Origin of the sequence: Nocardia asteroides (genome assembly GCF_021183625.1) — a bacterium.
GTDB classification, from domain to species: domain Bacteria; phylum Actinomycetota; class Actinomycetes; order Mycobacteriales; family Mycobacteriaceae; genus Nocardia; species Nocardia asteroides_A.
In genome coordinates this window covers 1,626,336-1,646,109 of sequence record NZ_CP089214.1, presented here as the reverse complement: position 1 = coordinate 1,646,109, position 19,774 = coordinate 1,626,336, and the positions used below count along the sequence as shown (strand labels likewise).

Below are 19,774 nucleotides of genomic sequence, written 5' to 3'. Positions count from 1 at the left end.
TCGCCTGCGGGACATGTCCATCGGGTGGGCCATACTGTCGGGTGTGACGGATCAGGGGCGGGCACGGGACTTCTTCGTCAGCTATTCACCGGCGGACGAGCGCTGGGCGACCTGGCTGGCCTGGCAGCTGGAGTCGGCCGGATACAGCACGCTCATCCAGGCATGGGACTTCGTGCCGGGCACCAATTTCATCGACTTCATGGACCGCGGGGTGCGGGATTCGTCGGTGATGCTGGCGCTGCTCTCGGAGAACTACCTGGCCTCCCGGTACGGGACCATGGAGTGGCAGGCCGCCATGCGCACCGACCCGGGCAAGCTCATCCCGGTCCGGATCGGGGAGTGCGCGCCGGAGGGGCTGCTCGCCACGCTCACCTGGATCGATCTGCTCGGCGTTGCCGATGCCGAGCGGGCCCGCGCGGTGCTCTTCGACCGGGTGCGGCAGGTGCTGGCCGGGCGGAACAAGCCAGCCGCCGCGCCCGGGTTTCCCGTCGGGCGCTACGACGACCGGCACTTCCCCGATCTCGAGCGGGCCGCCGCGGCCGCCGCCGAGCGCGCCAACCGGCACGTCCCGGTGGCCGAGCCGGGCTTCCCCGGCGCGCCGGGCACGGTGCCGCGGCAGCCGGGCGTGAGCGTGCTGCACATCGCGGGCCCGCGCTTCGGCCGCGGCCTGCTCGGCAGCGAACCGGGCACCGCGCGGGACCTGCAGTCCCGGATCTGGGCGAACGTCACGCACGCGGTGGACGCGGGGGTGCCCGCGCCGGAGCTGCTCGTGGTCTCCGGCGATCTCACCGAGGCGGGCAAGCCCAAGGAGGCGGACGAGGCACTCGCCTTCCTCACCGGGCTGCGGGTGCTGCTCGGCCTTGAGCCGGACCGGATCGCGGTGGTGCCCGGCAACCACGACGTCTCCAAGGCCGCCTGCCACGCCTACTTCCTGAACTGCGAGGCCCGCGACCGCACCCCGCAGCCGCCGTACTTCCCGAAGCTGGAGCAGTTCACCCGGCTCTTCGGCGAGCTGTACCAGGGGCTGGAGCACCTGGTCTTCGACGTGGGGCAGCCGTGGACGCTGTTCCCGATCCCGGCGCTGCGGGTGGTGGTGGCCGGGCTGGACTCCACCATGGCCGCCACCCACCTGCCCGAGGACGACCACGGCCTGCTCGGCGAGGTGCAGGCCGCCTGGTTCGCGGAGCGGCTGCGCGCCTTCGAGAACGACGGCTGGCTGCGGATCGGGCTGGTGCGGCACGACCCGCTGCCCGGCCCCGGCGGCGATCCGCGCGACCCCGCGCTGCTGCACGACGTTCCGGTGCTGAGCAGGCTGCTCGGCAGCCGGCTCAACCTGCTGCTGCACGGCCCCGGCCCGGGCGGGGTGCTCGCCGACCGGCTGGACGGCGTGCTCCCGGTGCTGCCCGCCGCCGCGCCGGGCGCCGCGGAGATCCTGCACATCACCGCGGACGGCATCGCCCGCTACCCCGCGGGCGCCACCGAGCCCGCCGCGCTGGTCCCGGTCGAGTTCAGCCGGGCCGCCGCGGCACTCACCGCGGCCGCCGACACGGCCGCGCTCCCGGCGGCGCCGGACCCGGCCACCGACGACCCGGCGCTCGACCCGCACGACCGGCTGCTGGCCAGGGTGGCCGAGGTGGTCGAGGCCAGGCACCAGGGCGCCACCGTGCGCCGGGTGGCCGCGGTGCCGCCGCACCTGCTGGTCACCAGGGACGCGGAGGGGGTGACCGTGCAGTCGCGGGTCGCCGTGCACGTCGGCGAGGTGACCCGCGAGGTGGTCGACGCGGTGCTCGCGCACGAGCCCGGGTTCGGCTCCGAGCTGGTGTACCGCGGCGCGCCGCCGCCGCGCTCGCTGCGCGAGGAGGCCGCCGGGTACGGGCTGCGGGTGCGCAGCTTCAGCGAGTTCCAGGGGCTGCTCGACCTGGACGACTACCTGGCCGGGCAGGCCGCCCGGCTGCGCACCGACCAGCGCTACCCGCCGGAGCTGTACGTGCCGCAGCGCTTCCGCGTGCTCGACCACGGCGACCAGCGGATCGAGGACGACCTCGTCGCCGAGCTGCTCCGGGTGGTCGCCGCCGACCAGGGCCGGTTCGTGCTCGTCCTCGGCGATTTCGGGCGCGGCAAGACCTTCGCGCTGCGCGAACTGGCCCGCCGGATCACCGAGACCATGCCCGCGCTGGTGCCGATCCTGGTCGAGCTGCGGCACCTGGACAAGACGCACTCGGTGGACGCCCTCGTCGCCGCGCACCTGGCCGGCCACGGCGAGGATCGGATCGACCTGAAGGCGCTGCGCTACATGCTCGCCGAGGGCCGGGTGGTGCTGCTCTTCGACGGCTTCGACGAGCTGGTGAACCGGATCAGCTACGAGTTCGCCGCCGACCACCTGGAGACGCTGCTGCGCGCGGCCGAGGGCAAGGCCAAGATCGTGGTCGCCGCGCGCACCCAGCACTTCGCCTCGCGGGCGCAGGTGCTGACCGCGCTCGGCGAGCGGGTCGGGGCGCTGCGGGAGCGGCGCATCTTCGGCATCGAGGAGTTCGGCCCGCCGCAGATCCAGGCATTCCTGGCCAACCGGTACGGCGGCGACACCGCGCGCGCCGAGGCGCGGATGCGGCTGCTCACCGGGATCGAGGAGCTGCTCGGCCTGGCCCGCAACCCGCGCATGCTCAGCTTCATCGCCGATCTGGACGACCGCCGGCTCCGTGCGGCGGCCGGGGCTCGGCAGGCGGTCGGCGCGGCCGGGCTGTACCGGGAGATCCTCGAATTCTGGCTGTCCCACGAGGCGGAGCGGGCGAGCGGCGGCCCCGGGGCCCAGCCCGGTCTGCGGGTGACCGAGATGTGGCAGGCGGTCACCGCGTTCGCGCTGCGGGTCTGGGAGACCGGCGAGCCGTACCTGCGCCGCGCCGAGCTCACCGACGTCGCGCGGGAGCTGGTGGAGCTGGTCGGGCCGCAGCGGCTCTCCATCCCGCAGTCGGCGCACGCCATCGGCTCCGGCAGCCTGCTGGTGCGCACCGAGGAGGACCTCTTCGGCTTCATCCACGCCTCGGTGGCGGAGTGGCTGGTGGCGGATCACATCGCGGACCGGTTCCGCGGCGGCGACCGCACCCCGCCGCAGCTGGCGCAGGCGCTGCTCTCCCCGCTCTCGGTGGACTTCCTCTGCGACCTCACCGACGTGCGCTCGCTGCGCGAGTGGGCCGAGCTGGTGCTCGCCGAGCCGGACGCCGCCGAGGTGCTGCGCACCAACGCCATCCGGGTGACCACCCGGCTGCGCACCTCGCGCTCGGCCGACCTGCGCGGCGCCGTGCTCGCCGGGGAGGATCTCTCCTACCGCGACCTGCGCGAGGTCGACCTCACCGGCGCCGACCTGACCGGCGCCCGGCTGGTCGGCACCGACCTGCGCGGTGCCGTGCTGCGCGATGCCGGGCTGGTCGGGGCGCGGCTGGACGAGGCCGACCTGACCGGCGCCGATCTCACCGCGGCCGACCTGAGCCGGGCCCGGCTCACCCGCACCGACCTGACCGGCGCGCGCACCGCGGGGGCGCGCTGGCTGCGCACCGCGCTGCTCGCGGTGACCGGCGCCCCGGACGGGCTGGACCGGCTCGGCGCGGCGGTGCTGCCCGGCGGCCGGGCGGTCACCGAGTTCGCGCCTGCCGCGCTCGGCGTCCGGCACGGCTTCCACGCCAGGCACGGCAGGCTGCCGCAGCCGATCGCCTACAGCCCGGACGGCGGCACCATCGCCATCGGCAGCGACGACGGCGGCGTGCACCTCTACGACGCCGACACCGGCCGCCCGCTGCGCACCCTGCTGGGGCACCGGGCCCGTACCTTCGCCGTGCTCTTCGCGGGATCGCTGCTGATCAGCGGCTCCGGGGACGGCAATGTCGGGCTCTGGGACCCGGGCACGGGGGAGAGCAGGAACATTCTGCGCGGCCATCGTGAATGGGCCTGGCCGGTGGTGGCGGGCGACGGGGTGCTCGCCACCGGTGACGCGGACGGCGTGCTGCGGGTCTGGTCGCTGCCGGAGGGGGAACTGCGGCACGAGACCGAGCCCGCGGGGGCGGGCGAGCTGATCTACACCCTCGCCGTGCACGGCACCAGGCTGGCCGCCGGATACCGGGACGGCACGGTTCTGGTCCGGGACGTCGGGACCGGTGCCGAGCTGCACCGATTCACCGCGGCGACCGGGGCGGTGTATCGGCTCGCCTTCGACCCAACCGGCACCGTGCTCGCGGTCGGCGGCGCCCGCGGCGCGCTGGCGCTGTGGAGTTCCGAGACCGGGCTGCGCGAGCTGCCCGGGCACACCGGCGCCGTCTACACCCTCGCCTTCCACCCGGCCCGCCCGCTGCTCGCCTCCGGCGACACCGACGGCGTGATCCGGCTGTGGGACACCGCGACCGGCGAGCTCGCGCACACCGCCACCGACCATGCCGCCGCGCTCTACTGGGTCGCCTTCGATCAGGCCGGCGACCTGCTCGCCTCCGCCGACAGCGCCGGCGTCGTCTGCGTGCGCGATGCCGACACCGCGGTCACCGGGCACCGGCTCACCGCGCACACCGGGTCGGTCTGGCCGTTCGCCTTCCGGCCCGGCGGCGGCCAGCTGGCCGTCACCGACGACCAGTTCACCGCCAGGCTGTGGGACCCGGGCACGGGCCACTGCAGGCACACCCTCGCCGGGCACGGCCGCAGCATCCGCACCGTCGCCTTCAACGCCGACAGCAGCCTGCTCGCCGCCTGCGGCAACGACGGCAGCGTGCAGCTCTGGGACCCGGTGACCGGAAGCGCGGGGCGCCGGCTCGTCGGCAGCGAGGATCGCCTGGTCACCTACGAGTCGGCGGCCTTCGTGCCGGGCAGGCCGCAGACCCTGGCCACCGTCGGCAACGACGGCAGGCTCAGCATGCTCGACCTGGGCACCGGGCTCTACGAGCGGCACCTGGGCGTCGACGCCGCGCCGATCTGGGCCAGCGCCTTCGACCCGACCGGCGCGCTGCTGGCGACCGCCAACGACGACGACACCGTCGTGCTCTGGCGGCGCACCACCGGCGCTCAGTACCTGGTGTGCCGGGAGCACCGCGGCCGGGTGCGCTCCATCGCCTTCGACGCCACCGGGACGCTCATGGCCACCGGCTGCGACGACTCCCTCGTCCGCGTGTGGGACGTGCACTCCGGCGCGCTGGTGCGCACCCTGAGCGGCCACACCGACCGGGTGTACGCCGTCGCCTTCCACGGCGATTCGGTGATCAGCGCCTCCTGGGACACCACCGCGCGGATCTGGGACCTCCGCACCGGCGCGCTCCGGCACGAGCTGACCAGGCACAGCGACCGGCTCTGGACCGCCGCTGCCGACCCGGTCACCGGGCTGCTCGCCACCGCGGGGGACGACCTGGTGGTGCGGCTCTGGGACATCGCCACCGGCAGGCACCTGCACACGCTGGAGGGACACCGCCGCCGCGTCTGGTCGATCACCTTCGACCCCGCCGGCAAGCTGCTCGCCGGTGGCGGCGACGACGGCACCGTGCTGCTCTGGGACCTCGCCGACATCGCGGAGCCGCGGATCAGGGCGGCGCTGCTCGGCCTGCCCGAGGGCTGGGCCGCGCTGGCGCCGGACGGCAGGTACAAGGTCTCCGGCGACACGGCGGGGCAGTTCTGGCACGTCGTCGGCACCACCCGGTTCGAGACCGGGGAGCTGGACGCCCAGCTCCCGGAGATCCGCAGGCTGGCGCCGGACGAGCCGTTCTGACCGATACCCTGAGAGACAGATACTCTGATCGTTGCACGGGCCCCGACACGAGGAGAGAACACCGACATGGTCGCGATCGACAGCGCTGCCACCGCAGCGGCCGAGCTGGCGCTGCTGCAGCAGTCCGGCGCCACCCCCGAGCAGGCGTGGGCGCTCTTCGACGGCCTGCCCGCCGCCCGCACCGACGAGGTCACGCTGGGCCGCTGGCAGGGCGAGGAGCTCGACACCGGGCACCCCTTCGCCGGCGTGCTCGTCGCCTCCGGCTGGTACGGCAAGCAGTTCGACGGCCCCGAGCAAGTCCACCCGCTGCTCTTCTCCGACTCCACCGGCGCCGTCTTCCCGGTCGACCCGCGCCGCGTTCCGCTGACCCTCACCGACAAGGTGCCGCTCTCCGGGGTCCGGCTGATCAACAAGGCCCTCCCGGTGCTCGGGATCGCGCTGCGCACCCGCAAGTACACCGCGCGGCTGCGCGACATCGAGTACCGCGGCGCGGTGAGCGTCGCCATGATCTACGACCACCTGCCGATCATCGACCACTTCCGGCGGGTCGACGAGCACACCCTGCTCGGCATCATGGACATGCGCGACCTCGCGGAGCCGTACTTCTTCGTCCTGCGCCGCTGAGCCCGGCGTCGTGCCGGGAGCGGCCGCCCGCCGCTCGCGCGGGGCCGGGGGTCAGCTCGGTTCGTCGGCGAGGATGGCGGCGAAGCGCTCGTCGGCGAGGTCGAGCTGGCCCAGGATGTGCTCCTTGACGTGCTCGGCGAGCGGGGTGTCGGCGCGCCGGACCAGCTCCCGGTAGACGTCGGTGAGCGGCGCGTACTTGCGGGCGAGCCGGGGCATGACCGGGCCGGTGGCGTAGAGGATGCCGACCCCGTTGTCGGTGAAGTCGGAGAGCTTCACCACCCGGCCCCAGGGGGAGCTGTCCAGGCTGGCCGTGATGTGCTCGCGGTAGCGGCGGTGCCGCTCGGCGACATCGGCCCTGTCCGCTGGGTCGCGCTCCGAATTGGTGACCGCGGCGACGATCTCCGCGACCCGCTCGCCGAACCGCCCGGTGAGCACCGCGAGCGCGGCGGTGCGCGCGTCGACGCCCGAATCCCCGTGCAGCGCAGCCAGTTCGGGGGCGTGGTCCTCGACCGAGTCGTGCAGCAGCCCGGCGATCACCGGGTCGGCGTCGCGCACCTCGTAGTGGCTGACGATCCGGATCGACACCCGCAGCAGGTGGCTCAGGTAGGGCTCGCGCCCGTAGCGGTCATCGCGGTGCAGCTCGGCGGCGAGCTCGAGCGCGGCGAGGACGCGCTCCCGCTCCGGCAGCTCGGCCACCTCGCCGAGCAGCCGTCCGCGGAGACCGTCCTCGCCGTAGACCTCGCTGATGGTGTGCAGCGGCATCACGGCGAGTACCCCCGCCTCCGGTGTGCCCATGGGAGCAATCTATCCCGGCGGGCCGGGCACGGCCGAGCGAGCGCCGCTCAGCGCACCCCGCGCGGCCGGAACTGCACGCTGATCCGCGGCCCGGCCGGCCGCCTGGTCTTCGGCACCGCGTGCTCCCAGGTGCGCTGGCAGGAGCCGCCCATCACCAGCAGGTCGCCGTGGCCGAGGTGGTAGCGCCGGCTCGCGCCGCCGCCGCGCGGGCGCAGCAGCAGGGCCCGCGGCGCGCCGAGCGAGACGATGGAGACCATGGTGTCGTGCGTGGCGCCGCGGCCGATGGTGTCGCCGTGCCAGGCCACGCTGTCCCCGCCGTCGCGGTACCAGCAGAGCCCGGCGGTGCGGAACGGCTCACCGAGCTCGGGGCCGTAGTGCGCGGAGAGCGCCTCCCGCGCGGTCGCGAGGATCGGGTCGGGCAGAGGGTCCTGCTCGCCGTAGAAGCAGAGCAGCCGCGGCACGTCGACCACCCGGTCGTACATCGGGCGGCGCTCGGCCCGCCACGGCACCTCGGCGGCCAGCCGGTCGAAGAGCGCGGCGGCGCCGGTGAGCCAGCCGGGCAGCAGGTCGACCCAGGCGCCCTGCCCCAGCTCGGTGCGGTGCAGCGCGGAGAGCTCGCCGAGCCCGGCCGCGGGCGACTGGTCGAAGAGCGAACCCTGCCAGGCGTGCATGCGGGCGACTCTACAGCTATTCGAACATCTGTGCTAGAACGGCCGGCGGCGTGGCCGACCTCACATCGCGATACCGCTGGTGAAGGGCACCTTCGCTGCGCTGCTAGGCTGCTTTCCCGGTAAGACATCCTTTAACGGACCGTCCGGTGAGGCGGGGAAGGAGGTCGGCATGGCCGTGCCCGACGACACCTCCGAGCGGCACTCCGCCGATCGGCTCGCAGGCGCTCGCGAGCTGCTCTCGGCCGCCGATGTGGGGCGCACCGTCGCCCGCATGGCGCATCAGATCATCGAGAAGACCGCGCTGGACTCCGGCGAGCCGGATGCTCCGCGCGTCGTCCTGATCGGTATCCCGACCCGCGGCACCACGCTCGCGGCCCGGCTCACCGATCGGATCGAGGAGTTCAGCGGCGTCCGCCCCGCGCTCGGCTCCCTCGACATCACGCTCTACCGGGACGATCTGCGCTCCCGGCCGCACCGGCCGCTGGAGCGCACCTCGGTGCCGGACGGCGGCATCGACGACGCGCTGGTCGTGCTCGTCGACGACGTGCTCTTCTCCGGCCGCACCGTGCGCTCCGCGCTGGACGGGCTGCGCGACCTCGGCCGCCCGCGCGCCGTTCAGCTCGCGGTGCTGATCGACCGCGGCCACCGGGAGCTGCCGATCCGCGCCGACTACGTGGGCAAGAACGTGCCGACCAACCGCTCCGAGGACATCTCCGTGCTGCTCACCGAACACGACGCCCGCGACGGCGTGCACCTGCGGCACGAGGAGGAGGCCTGATGCGACACCTGCTGACGGTCGCCGACCTGGACCGGGCGACCGCCACCGAGCTGCTCGACGAGGCCGAGCGGTTCGAGCAGGCGCTGCTCGGCCGCGAGGTGCGCAAGCTGCCGACGCTGCGCGGCCGCACCGTGATGACCGTGTTCTACGAGAACTCCACCCGCACCAGGGTCTCCTTCGAGGTCGCGGGCAAGTGGATGAGTGCCGACGTGATCAATGTCAGCGCGAGCAGCTCGTCGGTCGCCAAGGGCGAGTCGCTGCGCGACACCGCGCTGACGCTGCACGCGGCGGGCGCGGACGCGCTGGTGGTCCGGCATCCGGCCTCCGGCGCCGCACACCAGATCGCGCGCTGGCTGGATGCCTGGGCGGTGGCCGAGGGCAGGCAGGGCGGGCCAGCGGTGGTGAACGCCGGTGACGGCACCCACCAGCACCCGACCCAGGCGCTGCTGGACGCGCTCACCCTGCGCCAGCGGCTCGGCGACATCGAGGGCAGGCGGGTGCTGATCGTCGGCGACATCCTGCACAGCCGGGTGGCCCGCTCGAACGTGCTGCTGCTGCGGACGCTCGGCGCCGAGGTGGTGCTGGTCGCGCCGCGCACACTGCTCCCGGTCGGGGTGGAGTCCTGGCCCGCGCGCGTCTCGCACGCGCTGGACGCGGAGCTGCCCGGCGCGGACGCGGTGCTCATGCTGCGGGTGCAGGCGGAGCGGATGAACGGCGGCTTCTTCCCGTCGGCGCGCGAGTACGCGGTCAGGTACGGCCTCTCCGAGCGCCGGATGGCGCTGCTCGACGAGGCCGCGGTGGTGCTGCACCCGGGGCCCATGCTGCGCGGGATGGAGATCGCCTCGCCGGTGGCCGACTCGAACCGGGCCGCGATCCTGCAACAGGTGACGAACGGAGTGCACATGCGGATGGCGGTGCTGTTCCGGCTGCTGGTCGGAACCCACGAGGCGGTGTCGGCGTGAGCGAGTCAGGCCCGGAGGCGGTAGCGGAGCGTAGCCACGGAGGGCCCTCGCTCAGGCCGGGAAAGGGTGGAGCGTGATGGGGTTGCTGATTCGGGGAGCGCGTCCCTACGGCGAGGGTGCGCCGGTCGACGTGCTGATCGTGGACGGCGAGATCAGGGAGATCGGGGCCGAGCTGGACGCGGGCGACGCGGAGATCGTGGCCGCGCACGGCCAGGTGCTGCTCCCCGGCTTCGTCGACCTGCACACGCACCTGCGCGAACCCGGCCGCGAGGACACCGAGACCATCGAGACCGGCTCCGCCGCGGCGGCGCTCGGCGGCTACACGGCGGTCTTCGCCATGGCCAACACCGACCCGGTGGCCGACTCGGTGGTCGTCACCGACCACGTCTTCCGGCGCGGCCGCGAGGTCGGGCTGGTCGACGTGCACCCGGTCGGCGCGGTCACGGTCGGGCTGAAGGGCGAGCGGCTCGCCGAGATGGGCACCATGGCGGCGGGCGAGGCCGGGGTCCGGGTCTTCTCCGACGACGGCCACTGCGTCGCCGACCCGCTGATCATGCGCCGCGCGCTGGAGTACGCGCATTCGCTCGGCGTGCTCATCGCGCAGCACGCGGAGGAGCCGCGGCTCACCGTCGGCGCGGTCGCGCACGAGGGGCCGAACGCGGCCCGGCTCGGCCTGGCCGGCTGGCCGCGCGCCGCCGAGGAGTCGATCGTCGCGCGCGACGCCCTGCTCGCCAGGGACGCCGACGCCCGCGTGCACATCTGCCACGCCTCCACCGCGGGCACCGTCGAGCTGCTGAAATGGGCCAAGGCGCAGGGCATCGCGATCACCGCCGAGGTCACCCCGCACCACCTGCTGCTCGACGACTCCCGGCTGGAGACCTACGACGCGGTGAACAAGGTGAACCCGCCGCTGCGCGAGGCGTCGGACGCCGCCGCGCTGCGCCAGGCGCTCGCCGACGGCGTGATCGACTGCGTCGCCACCGACCACGCGCCGCACGCCGAGCAGGACAAGTGCTGCGAGTTCGCCGCCGCCCGCCCCGGCATGCTCGGCCTGGAGACCGCGCTCGCCATCGTCGCGCAGACCATGGTGGCCCCCGGGCTGCTGGACTGGCGCGGGGTCGCGCGGGTGCTGAGCGAGAACCCGGCCCGGATCGTCGGGCTGGACGACCAGGGCCGCCCGATCGCCGTCGGCGAACCGGCCAACCTGACCCTGGTCGACCCGGACGCCGAGTGGACCGTGCGCGGCCGGGAGCTCGCCAGCATCGCGCAGAACACCCCGTTCGAGGAGATGACGTTCCGCGCGCGGGTCACGGCCACGGTGCTGCGCGGCCGGATCACCGCCCGCGACGGCGCGGTCGCGGTGCGAGGGGGAGGCTTCTGATGGAACGCATACTCTGGGTCGCCGGGCTGCTGATCTTCTTCCTGCTCGGCCTCTACCTGATGTATCGCGGCTGGCAGAACCGGGCGAAGCGGCAGGCCGAGCGGATCGGCGAGCTGCCTCCGGTCCCGGCCGAGCTCGGCGCCCAGCTGCTGGAGCCGACCACCGGGCTCTATCTGGGCAGCACCATCGCACCCAGCTGGCAGGACCGGATCGCCGTCGGCGACCTGGGCTTCCGCGCCACCGCCGAACTCACCCGCTTCGAGCGCGGGATCCTGCTGGAGCGCTCGGGCGCGCCCGCCATCTGGATGCCGCAGGAGTCGATCAGCGTGGTGCGCACCGAGCGCGGCCACGCGGGCAAGGTGATGACCGAGGGCGGTGTGCTGGTGGTGCGCTGGACGCTGCCGACCGGCACCGAGATCGACACCGGGTTCCGCGGCGACGACAAGACCGTGTATCCGGCCTGGACGGCAGCCCCGTCCCGGCCGACGACAGGAGACGACGAGGGATGACAGGACAGCAAGCGGCGCTGGTGCTGGAGGACGGCCGGATTTTCCGCGGCACCGCCTACGGCGCCGTCGGCCAGACGCTCGGCGAGGCGGTCTTCTGCACCGCCATGACCGGGTACCAGGAGACCCTCACCGACCCCAGCTACCACCGCCAGATCGTGGTGGCGACCGCCCCGCAGATCGGCAACACCGGCTGGAACGACGAGGACGACGAGTCCGGGAAGATCTGGGTCGCAGGCTACGCCGTGCGCGACCCGGCGCGCCGCGCCTCCAACTGGCGCGCCACCACCACGCTCCCGGAGGAGCTGGCGAAGCAGGATGTCGTCGGCATCGCGGGCATCGACACCCGCGCGCTGGTCAGGCACCTGCGCACGCGCGGCTCGATGAAGGCGGGCATCTTCTCCGGCCCGGCGCTCGCGGGCGCCGACGAGCTGGTGGCGAGGGTCACCGGCCAGGACTCGATGCTCGGCGCCGACCTGGCCGACGAGGTCAGCACCGACGCCGTCTACACCATCGAGCCGGTGGGCGGGCACAGGCACACCGTGGTCGCGGTCGACCTCGGCATCAAGACCAACACCCCGCGGATGTTCGCCGAGCGCGGCATCCGGGTGCACGTGGTCCCGGCGACCACCTCGCTGGAGCACATCCTGGAGCTGAGCCCGGACGGGGTCTTCCTCTCCAACGGCCCCGGCGACCCGGCCACCCAGGACGGCGCGGTCGCGCTCACGCAGGGTGTGCTGGAGCGCGGGCTCCCGCTCTTCGGCATCTGCTTCGGCAACCAGATCCTCGGCCGGGCCCTCGGCCGCGGCACCTACAAGATGAAGTTCGGGCACCGCGGCATCAACATCCCGGTGCTCGAGCACGAGACCGGGCGCGTCTCGATCACCGCGCAGAACCACGGCTTCGCGCTGGAGGGGGAGCGCGGCGAGCAGTTCGACACCCCGTTCGGCCGCGCCGAGGTCAGCCACGTCTGCGCCAACGACGGCGCGGTCGAGGGCGTCCGGCTGGTGAACGGCCGCGCCTTCTCGGTGCAGTACCACCCCGAGGCCGCCGCGGGCCCGCACGACGCCGCGTATCTCTTCGATCGGTTCTCCGGTCTCCTGGAAGGAGCCTGATATGCCTCGTCGCGAGGATCTGCGGCACATCCTGGTCATCGGCTCCGGCCCGATCGTCATCGGCCAGGCCTGCGAGTTCGACTACTCCGGGACCCAGGCGTGCCGGGTGCTGCGCGCCGAGGGGCTGCGCGTCTCGCTGGTGAACTCCAACCCGGCGACCATCATGACCGACCCCGAGTTCGCCGACGCCACCTACGTGGAGCCGATCACCGCCGAGTTCGTCGAGAAGGTCATCGCCAAGGAGCGCCCGGACGCCATCCTGGCCACCCTCGGCGGGCAGACCGCGCTGAACACCGCGGTCGCGCTGCACGAGGGCGGGGTGCTGGCGAAGTACGACGTCGAGCTGATCGGCGCCGACTTCGACGCCATCCAGCGCGGTGAGGACCGGCAGAAGTTCAAGGACATCGTCGCGAAGGTCGGCGGCGAGAGCGCCCGCTCCCGGGTCTGCTACACCATGGACGAGGTCCGCGACACCGTCGCCGAGCTCGGCTTCCCGGTCGTGGTCCGGCCGTCGTTCACCATGGGCGGGCTCGGCTCCGGCATGGCCTACGACCACGCCGACCTCGACCGCATCGCCGGCGGCGGGCTCGCCGCCTCGCCCACCGCGAACGTCCTGATCGAGGAGTCCATCCTCGGCTGGAAGGAGTTCGAGCTCGAGCTCATGCGCGACGGCAGGGACAACGTCGTCGTGGTCTGCTCGATCGAGAACGTCGACCCGATGGGCGTGCACACCGGCGACTCGATGACCGTCGCCCCGGCCATGACGCTCACCGACCGCGAGTACCAGAAGCTGCGCGACCTCGGCATCGCCATCCTGCGCGAGGTCGGCGTCGACACCGGCGGCTGCAATATCCAGTTCGCGGTGAACCCGGCCGACGGCAGGCTCATCGTGATCGAGATGAACCCGCGGGTCTCCCGGTCGTCGGCGCTGGCCTCCAAGGCGACCGGCTTCCCGATCGCCAAGATCGCCGCCAAGCTGGCCATCGGCTACACCCTGGACGAGATCGTCAACGACATCACCGGCGAGACGCCTGCCTGCTTCGAGCCGACGCTGGACTACGTGGTGGTCAAGGCGCCGCGCTTCGCCTTCGAGAAGTTCCCCGGCGCCGACCCGACGCTCACCACCACGATGAAGTCGGTGGGCGAGGCGATGTCGCTGGGCCGCAACTTCAGCGAGGCGCTCGGCAAGGTGCTGCGCTCGCTGGAGACCAAGGCCGCCGGCTTCTGGACCACCGAGGACGGCCGCTGGGCCGCCGCCGGTGAGGGAATCGGAGCCGCGAATCAGGCGGATCGGGACCGCGCCGCGGTCGAGGAGATCCTGGCCGACCTGCGGGTGCCGACCGAGGGCCGGATCTACCAGGTCGAGCGGGCGCTGCGGTTCGGCGCGGGCATCGAGGAGGTGGCCGCGGCGTCCGGGATCGACCCGTGGTTCGTCGCCGAGGTGGCCGGGCTGGTCGAGCTGCGCGCCGAGCTGCTCGACGCCCCGGTGCTGGACGAGCCGCTGCTGCGCCGGGCCAAGCACTACGGCCTCTCCGACGGCCAGCTGGCCGCGCTGCGCCCCGAGCTGGCAGGCGAGACCGGCGTCCGGGTGCTGCGGCACCGGCTCGGCGTGCGCCCGGTCTTCAAGACCGTCGACACCTGCGCCGCCGAGTTCGAGGCGAAGACGCCGTACCACTACTCCACCTACGAGCTCGACCCCGCCGCGGAGTCCGAGGTGGCGCCGCAGCGCGAGCGGGAGAAGGTCATCATCCTGGGCTCCGGCCCGAACCGGATCGGCCAGGGCATCGAGTTCGACTACTCCTGCGTGCACGCCGCGCAGACGCTCTCGGCCGCCGGGTACGAGACGGTGATGGTCAACTGCAACCCGGAGACCGTCTCCACCGACTACGACACCGCCGACCGGCTCTACTTCGAGCCGCTCACCTTCGAGGACGTACTCGAGGTGTACGCCTCCGAGGCCGCCTCCGGCACCGTGGCCGGGGTGATCGTGCAGCTCGGCGGGCAGACCCCGCTCGGGCTGGCGCAGCGCCTCACCGACGCTGGCGTCCCGGTGGTCGGCACCAGCGCCGCCGCCATCGACCTGGCCGAGGACCGCGGCGAGTTCGGCGACGTGCTGGTCGCGGCCGGGCTGCCCGCGCCCAAGTACGGCACCGCCACCACCGTCGAGCAGGCCAAGCGGATCGCGGCGGAGATCGGCTACCCGGTGCTGGTCCGCCCCTCCTACGTGCTCGGCGGGCGCGGCATGGAGATCGTCTACGACGAGCAGGCGCTCGAGGGGTACATCACCCGCGCCACCGAGCTGAACCCGGACCACCCGGTGCTGGTCGACCGCTTCCTGGAAGACGCCATCGAGATCGACGTCGACGCGCTCTGCGACGGCGAGGAGGTCTACCTCGGCGGCGTCATGGAGCACATCGAGGAGGCCGGGATCCACTCCGGCGACTCGGCCTGCGCGCTGCCGCCGATCACGCTCGGCCGCAGCGACATCGAGGCCGTGCGGCGCTCGACGATCGCGCTGGCCAAGGGCATCGGCGTGCGCGGGCTGCTGAACGTGCAGTACGCGCTCAAGGACGACGTGCTCTACGTGCTGGAGGCGAACCCGCGCGCCAGCCGCACGGTGCCCTTCGTCTCCAAGGCCACCGCGGTGCCGCTGGCCAAGGCGGCGGCCAGGATCGCCATGGGCGCCACGATCGCCGGGCTGCGCAAGGAGGGCATGCTTCCCCCCGACGGCGACGGCGGGCACGTCCCGCTGGACGCGCCGGTCGCGGTGAAGGAGGCGGTGCTCCCGTTCAACCGCTTCCGCCGCGCCGACGGCAGCGGGGTCGACTCGCTGCTCTCGCCGGAGATGAAGTCCACCGGCGAGGTGATGGGGATCGACGCCGACTTCGGCACCGCCTTCGCCAAGAGCCAGGCCGCCGCCTACGGCTCGCTGCCGACCTCGGGCACGGTCTTCGTCTCGATCGCCAACCGGGACAAGCGGGCCATGGTCTTCCCGGTCAAGCGGCTGCACGACCTGAAGTTTCGCATCCTGGCCACCGAGGGCACCGCGGAGATGCTGCGCCGCAACGGCATTCCCTGCGACCGGGTGCGCAAGCACTCGGAGCACACCGCCGACGCCGCCGATCCGGGCCCGTCGATCGTCGACCTGATCCGGGACGGCGAGGTCGACATGGTGTTCAACACCCCGTACGGCAACTCCGGGCCGCGCGTGGACGGCTACGAGATCCGCAGCGCGGCGGTCGGGGTGAACATCCCGTGCATCACCACCGTGCAGGGCGCCGCCGCCGCGGTGCAGGGCATCGAGGCCGTCATCAACGGCGGCATCGGGGTGCGCTCGCTGCAGGAACTGCACTCGGCGCTGCGCGGATGACGGCGTTCGGCGAGCGGCTCCGGCAGGCACAGCGCAAATACGGCCCGGTGTGCGCGGGCATCGATCCGCACCCCGGGCTGCTCGCGGAGTGGGGGCTGACGGCGGACCCGGCCGGGCTCGCCGCCTTCACCGAGATCTGCGTCGAGGGATACCGCGGGAACGTCGCGCTGGTGAAGCCGCAGGTCGCCTTCTTCGAGACCTACGGCTCGGCCGGGCTCGCGGTGCTGGAGCGCGCCGTCGCCGAGCTCAGGGCGGCGGGCACGCTGGTGCTCGCCGACGCCAAGCGCGGTGACATCGGCTCCACCATGGACGCCTACGCGCACGCCTGGCTGGCCGACGGCCCGCTCGGCAGCGACGCGGTGACCGTCTCGCCCTACCTCGGCTTCGGCTCGCTGGAGCCGGCCCTGGAGCTGGCCGCGATGAACGGCCGCGGCGTGTTCGTGCTCGCCGCCACCTCCAACCCGGAGGGGCCGCAGGTGCAGCGGGCGCTGGCGGGGGAGCGGACGGTCGCGCAGGTCGTGGTGGACGAGGCGGCGGCGCGCAACGCGTGCGCCGCGGCGGGGTCGGTCGGCGTTGTCGTCGGCGCCACCCTCGAGCGGGCGCCCGAGCTGGGCGCGCTGAACGGCCCGATCCTGATGCCCGGCATCGGCGCCCAGGGCGGCGGCCCGGAGTCGGTGCGCGCGCTGCTGCCTGCCGCCGTGCTGCCCGCTGTGGTCCCCGCGGTCTCCCGGGAACTGCTGCGCGCCGGGCCGTCCCCGCGGGCGCTCCGCGCTCGCCTGAGCGAGCTGCAGGACGCCTTCGCCTTCCTCGGCTGAATCACAGGGGGTACCGGCCCCCTCGCTGCCCGAGCGCGGATTTCTCCGCGCTCGGGCACGACTTTTTCCAGGGCCGGGTACAAAGTTCTCAATCGGGAAAAAATCCGCGACACGCCGAAGGTCTTTGCTGGACACGCCGAGATTTTCGAGAAAATTGCAGGTCGCGCGGGTGCCGGTCGGCAGCCATCGCGCTCCGGGCATCGCTACTTCCACGCAAATTCCGGACATCGCACCAAAGTCCCAGGTCGGCGCGGGTTCCGCGAGGTCACAGCGGTGGCGGCGTACCCTCGGTGAGCAACGCGCGAAACTCTCCCGCGTCCCTCTGCGGACCCGCGGAATCATGCGCTGACCTGGGGGGCGGGTTCGCAATCGGCGGGCGTCGTGGGTACGGTCGCTGAGACTGTCGGGTTACCGGCAGTCGTTGTTGCAATGAACGATGAGACGGAGGAACCGTGGCCCTTCCCCAGCTGACCGATGAGCAGCGCGCCGCTGCTCTGGAGAAGGCGGCTGCCGCTCGCCGCGCTCGGGCAGAGCTCAAGGAGCGCCTGAAGCGTGGTGGGACCGACCTGAAGAAGGTCCTCGCGGACGCCGAGAACGATGAGATTCTCGGCAAGATGAAGGTGTCGGCGCTGCTGGAGGCCCTGCCGAAGGTCGGCAAGGTCAAGGCGGCGGAGATCATGAGCGAGCTCGAGATCGCCCCCACCCGCAGGCTCAGGGGTCTCGGCGACCGGCAGCGCAAGGCGCTGCTCGCTCGCTTCGACTTCGACGCCTGACGACGAGGGTGGTCGGACACACGCGGAAGGGTCGGCTGGTAGTACTGGTCGGCCCCTCGGCCGTCGGGAAGTCGACGGTCGTACGTTGCGTGCGGGAGCAGCTGCCGGAGCTGGTGTTCAGCGTCTCGGCGACGACCCGGGCCCCCAGGCCCGGTGAGCTCGACGGGCGCGACTACCGGTTCGTCGCCAGGGCGGAGTTCGACGCGATGATCGCGGCGGGCGACCTCCTCGAATGGGCGGACATCCACGGCGGGCTCCAACGTTCGGGCACCCCGGCCGGGCCGGTGCGGGACGCACTGGCCGCCGGCCGACCGGTCCTGGTCGAGGTCGACCTGGAGGGCGCCCGCTCGGTGCGCCGGGCCATTCCGGACGCACTGCTGGTCTTCCTCGCCCCGCCGAGCTGGGACGTACTCGTCTCCCGGCTCCGGTCGCGCGGGACGGAATCCCCCGAGGTGATCGAGCGCAGGCTCGAAACCGCGCGGATCGAACTCGCCGCTTGTGACGAGTTCGACATCGTGATCGTGAACGACGATCTGACCAGTGCCTGTGAGCAGTTGGTATCGTTGTTCGTCAGCACGAATTCCAGCTCGTGACCCGAGCCGGTCGGTGACCCGGTTCTCGCGCCGTACGGCGCGAGAACCCCGGTGGCCCGCCGACCCGCCGCTCATCTCCGTCCGGTTCTCGCGAACCGGACCTTTCCGCCCACCGAGAACGCAGGAGTCTCCCGAGTGACCGACACCACCGCCGTGCCCGCCTACGACACCCCGATCGGCCTGACCAACCCCCCGATCGACGAGCTGCTCGAGCGCACCTCGTCGAAGTACGCGCTGGTCATCTACGCGGCGAAGCGTGCGCGTCAGATCAACGACTACTACAACCAGCTCGGTGACGGCATCCTCGAGTACGTCGGCCCGCTGGTCGAGCCCGGCCTGCAGGAGAAGCCGCTCTCCGTGGCCATGCGCGAGATCCACTCGGACCTGCTCGAGCACTCCGAAGGCGAGTGAACCCGGCGGGAGCGGAGTAACCATGCGGATCGTCGTCGGCGTCGGCGGGGGGATCGCGGCCTACAAGGCCTGCGCACTCGTCCGGCGGTTCACCGAGACCGGCCATTCGGTGCGGGTCATCCCCACCGAAGCGGCGCTGCAGTTCGTCGGGAAGGCCACCTTCGAGGCGCTGTCCGGCAACCCGGTGCACACCGGTGTCTTCGCCGACGTGCCCGAGGTGCCGCACGTGCGGCTCGGCCAGGAGGCCGAGCTGGTGGTGATCGCCCCCGCCACCGCCGACCTGATGGCGCGCACCGCCTCCGGTCGCGCCGACGACCTGCTCACCGCGACCCTGCTCACCGCCCGATGTCCGGTGCTGTTCGCGCCCGCCATGCACACCGAGATGTGGCAGCACCCGGCCACCGTCGCGAACGTGGCGACGCTGCGCAGCCGCGGCGCCGTCGTGATGGAGCCCGCCGCCGGTCGGCTCACCGGCACCGACACCGGCCCGGGCAGGCTGCCCGAGCCGGAGGAGATCTTCGGCCTCGCCACACTGCTGCTCGAGCGCACCGACGCCGTCCCGCGCGACCTGGAGGGCCGCCGCGTGGTGATCACGGCGGGCGGGACAAGGGAGCCGCTCGACCCGGTGCGGTTCCTCGGCAACCGCAGCTCCGGCAAGCAGGGCTACGCCCTGGCCCGGGTCGCCGCGCAGCGCGGCGCCCTGGTCACGCTGATCGCGGGCAACACCATCGAGATGGCCCCGCCCGCCGCCGTCGACCTGGTGCACATCACCACCGCCGACCAGCTGAAGACCGCCGTGGAGAAGCACTCGGTCGGCGCCGACGCGGTGATCATGGCCGCCGCGGTCGCCGACTTCCGGCCGACCAGCGTCGCCACCACGAAGATCAAGAAGGGCGCGGGCGAGCCGGACGTCATCCCGCTGACCAAGAACGAGGACATCCTGGCCGGGCTGGTGCAGTCCCGCGGCGACGGCCAGCTCCCGGGCACCGTCATCGTCGGCTTCGCCGCCGAGACCGGTGACGAGCACGGCGACGTGCTCACCCACGCCCGCGCCAAGCTCGCGCGCAAGGGCTGCGATCTTCTTGTTGTGAACGCCGTCGGCGAGGGTAAGGCCTTCGAGGTCGACACCAACGACGGCTGGCTGCTCGGCGCCGACGGTACCGAACAGTCGCTGGACCACGGCTCGAAGGCGCTGCTGGCCAGCCGGGTGCTCGACGCGCTCGGCCCGCTGCTCCGCTGATCTCCGCAC

15 protein-coding genes are annotated in these 19,774 nt (G+C 73.0%); 13 read left to right on the top strand and 2 right to left on the bottom strand.

Annotation, left to right across the window (positions count from 1 at the left end; genetic code table 11):
• Positions 1-43: 43 nt before the first annotated feature.
• Complete coding sequence (locus LTT61_RS08010; protein ID WP_269821863.1) at positions 44-5,731, top strand: TIR domain-containing protein; 5,688 nt, start codon at positions 44-46, stop codon at positions 5,729-5,731.
• Between the two features lie 66 nt (positions 5,732-5,797).
• Positions 5,798-6,355: a DUF4334 domain-containing protein gene (locus LTT61_RS08000; protein WP_233019291.1), complete on the top strand. Its 558-nt coding sequence runs from the start codon at positions 5,798-5,800 to the stop codon at positions 6,353-6,355.
• A gap of 51 nt (positions 6,356-6,406) precedes the next feature.
• Here the strand turns inward: LTT61_RS08000 and LTT61_RS07995 are convergent, their stop codons facing one another.
• Positions 6,407-7,150, bottom strand: coding sequence for an HD domain-containing protein (locus LTT61_RS07995; protein WP_233019290.1), 744 nt, complete (start codon positions 7,148-7,150; stop codon positions 6,407-6,409).
• 47 nt (positions 7,151-7,197) lie between these two features.
• A complete protein-coding gene (locus LTT61_RS07990; RefSeq protein WP_233019289.1) occupies positions 7,198-7,821 on the bottom strand; it encodes an alpha-ketoglutarate-dependent dioxygenase AlkB in 624 nt (207 codons plus the stop codon).
• A gap of 169 nt (positions 7,822-7,990) precedes the next feature.
• On the opposite strand from LTT61_RS07990, the gene pyrR reads away from it, so the two are divergent.
• From pyrR to coaBC, 11 genes are all read left to right on the top strand, one after another.
• Positions 7,991-8,599: a bifunctional pyr operon transcriptional regulator/uracil phosphoribosyltransferase PyrR gene (pyrR, locus tag LTT61_RS07985; RefSeq protein ID WP_233019288.1), complete on the top strand. Its 609-nt coding sequence runs from the start codon at positions 7,991-7,993 to the stop codon at positions 8,597-8,599.
• The gene (locus tag LTT61_RS07980; protein ID WP_233019287.1) at positions 8,599-9,561 is read left to right on the top strand and encodes an aspartate carbamoyltransferase catalytic subunit; all 963 of its coding nucleotides are present in this window, start codon (positions 8,599-8,601) and stop codon (positions 9,559-9,561) included. The genes pyrR and LTT61_RS07980 overlap by 1 nt, the downstream gene beginning before the upstream one ends.
• Before the next feature lie 76 nt (positions 9,562-9,637).
• Positions 9,638-10,942 (top strand): dihydroorotase, encoded by a 1,305-nt coding sequence (locus LTT61_RS07975; RefSeq protein WP_233019286.1) that lies wholly within the window; start codon positions 9,638-9,640, stop codon positions 10,940-10,942.
• Entirely contained in the window at positions 10,942-11,451 is a 510-nt protein-coding gene (locus tag LTT61_RS07970) for a transporter (RefSeq protein WP_233019285.1), read from the top strand. The genes LTT61_RS07975 and LTT61_RS07970 overlap by 1 nt, the downstream gene beginning before the upstream one ends.
• Positions 11,448-12,563, top strand: coding sequence for a glutamine-hydrolyzing carbamoyl-phosphate synthase small subunit (carA, locus tag LTT61_RS07965; RefSeq protein WP_233019284.1), 1,116 nt, complete (start codon positions 11,448-11,450; stop codon positions 12,561-12,563). Before LTT61_RS07970 ends, carA begins: the two co-directional genes overlap by 4 nt.
• Before the next feature lies 1 nt (position 12,564).
• Positions 12,565-15,933, top strand: coding sequence for a carbamoyl-phosphate synthase large subunit (gene carB, locus LTT61_RS07960; RefSeq protein WP_233019283.1), 3,369 nt, complete (start codon positions 12,565-12,567; stop codon positions 15,931-15,933).
• Positions 15,930-16,748 (top strand): orotidine-5'-phosphate decarboxylase, encoded by an 819-nt coding sequence (gene pyrF / locus LTT61_RS07955; protein WP_233019282.1) that lies wholly within the window; start codon positions 15,930-15,932, stop codon positions 16,746-16,748. Before carB ends, pyrF begins: the two co-directional genes overlap by 4 nt.
• A gap of 452 nt (positions 16,749-17,200) precedes the next feature.
• The gene (gene mihF / locus LTT61_RS07950) at positions 17,201-17,521 is read left to right on the top strand and encodes an integration host factor, actinobacterial type (RefSeq protein ID WP_067657004.1); all 321 of its coding nucleotides are present in this window, start codon (positions 17,201-17,203) and stop codon (positions 17,519-17,521) included.
• An 8-nt stretch (positions 17,522-17,529) separates the two neighbouring features.
• On the top strand, positions 17,530-18,114 hold the full coding sequence (gmk, locus tag LTT61_RS07945; protein WP_233019281.1) for a guanylate kinase: 585 nt from the start codon (positions 17,530-17,532) through the stop codon (positions 18,112-18,114).
• Positions 18,115-18,249: 135 nt separating this feature from the next.
• Positions 18,250-18,525, top strand: coding sequence for a DNA-directed RNA polymerase subunit omega (gene rpoZ, locus LTT61_RS07940; RefSeq protein ID WP_233019280.1), 276 nt, complete (start codon positions 18,250-18,252; stop codon positions 18,523-18,525).
• 22 nt (positions 18,526-18,547) lie between these two features.
• Positions 18,548-19,765, top strand: a complete 1,218-nt coding sequence (coaBC, locus tag LTT61_RS07935; protein ID WP_233019279.1) for a bifunctional phosphopantothenoylcysteine decarboxylase/phosphopantothenate--cysteine ligase CoaBC — start codon at positions 18,548-18,550, stop codon at positions 19,763-19,765.
• Positions 19,766-19,774 lie beyond the last annotated feature (9 nt).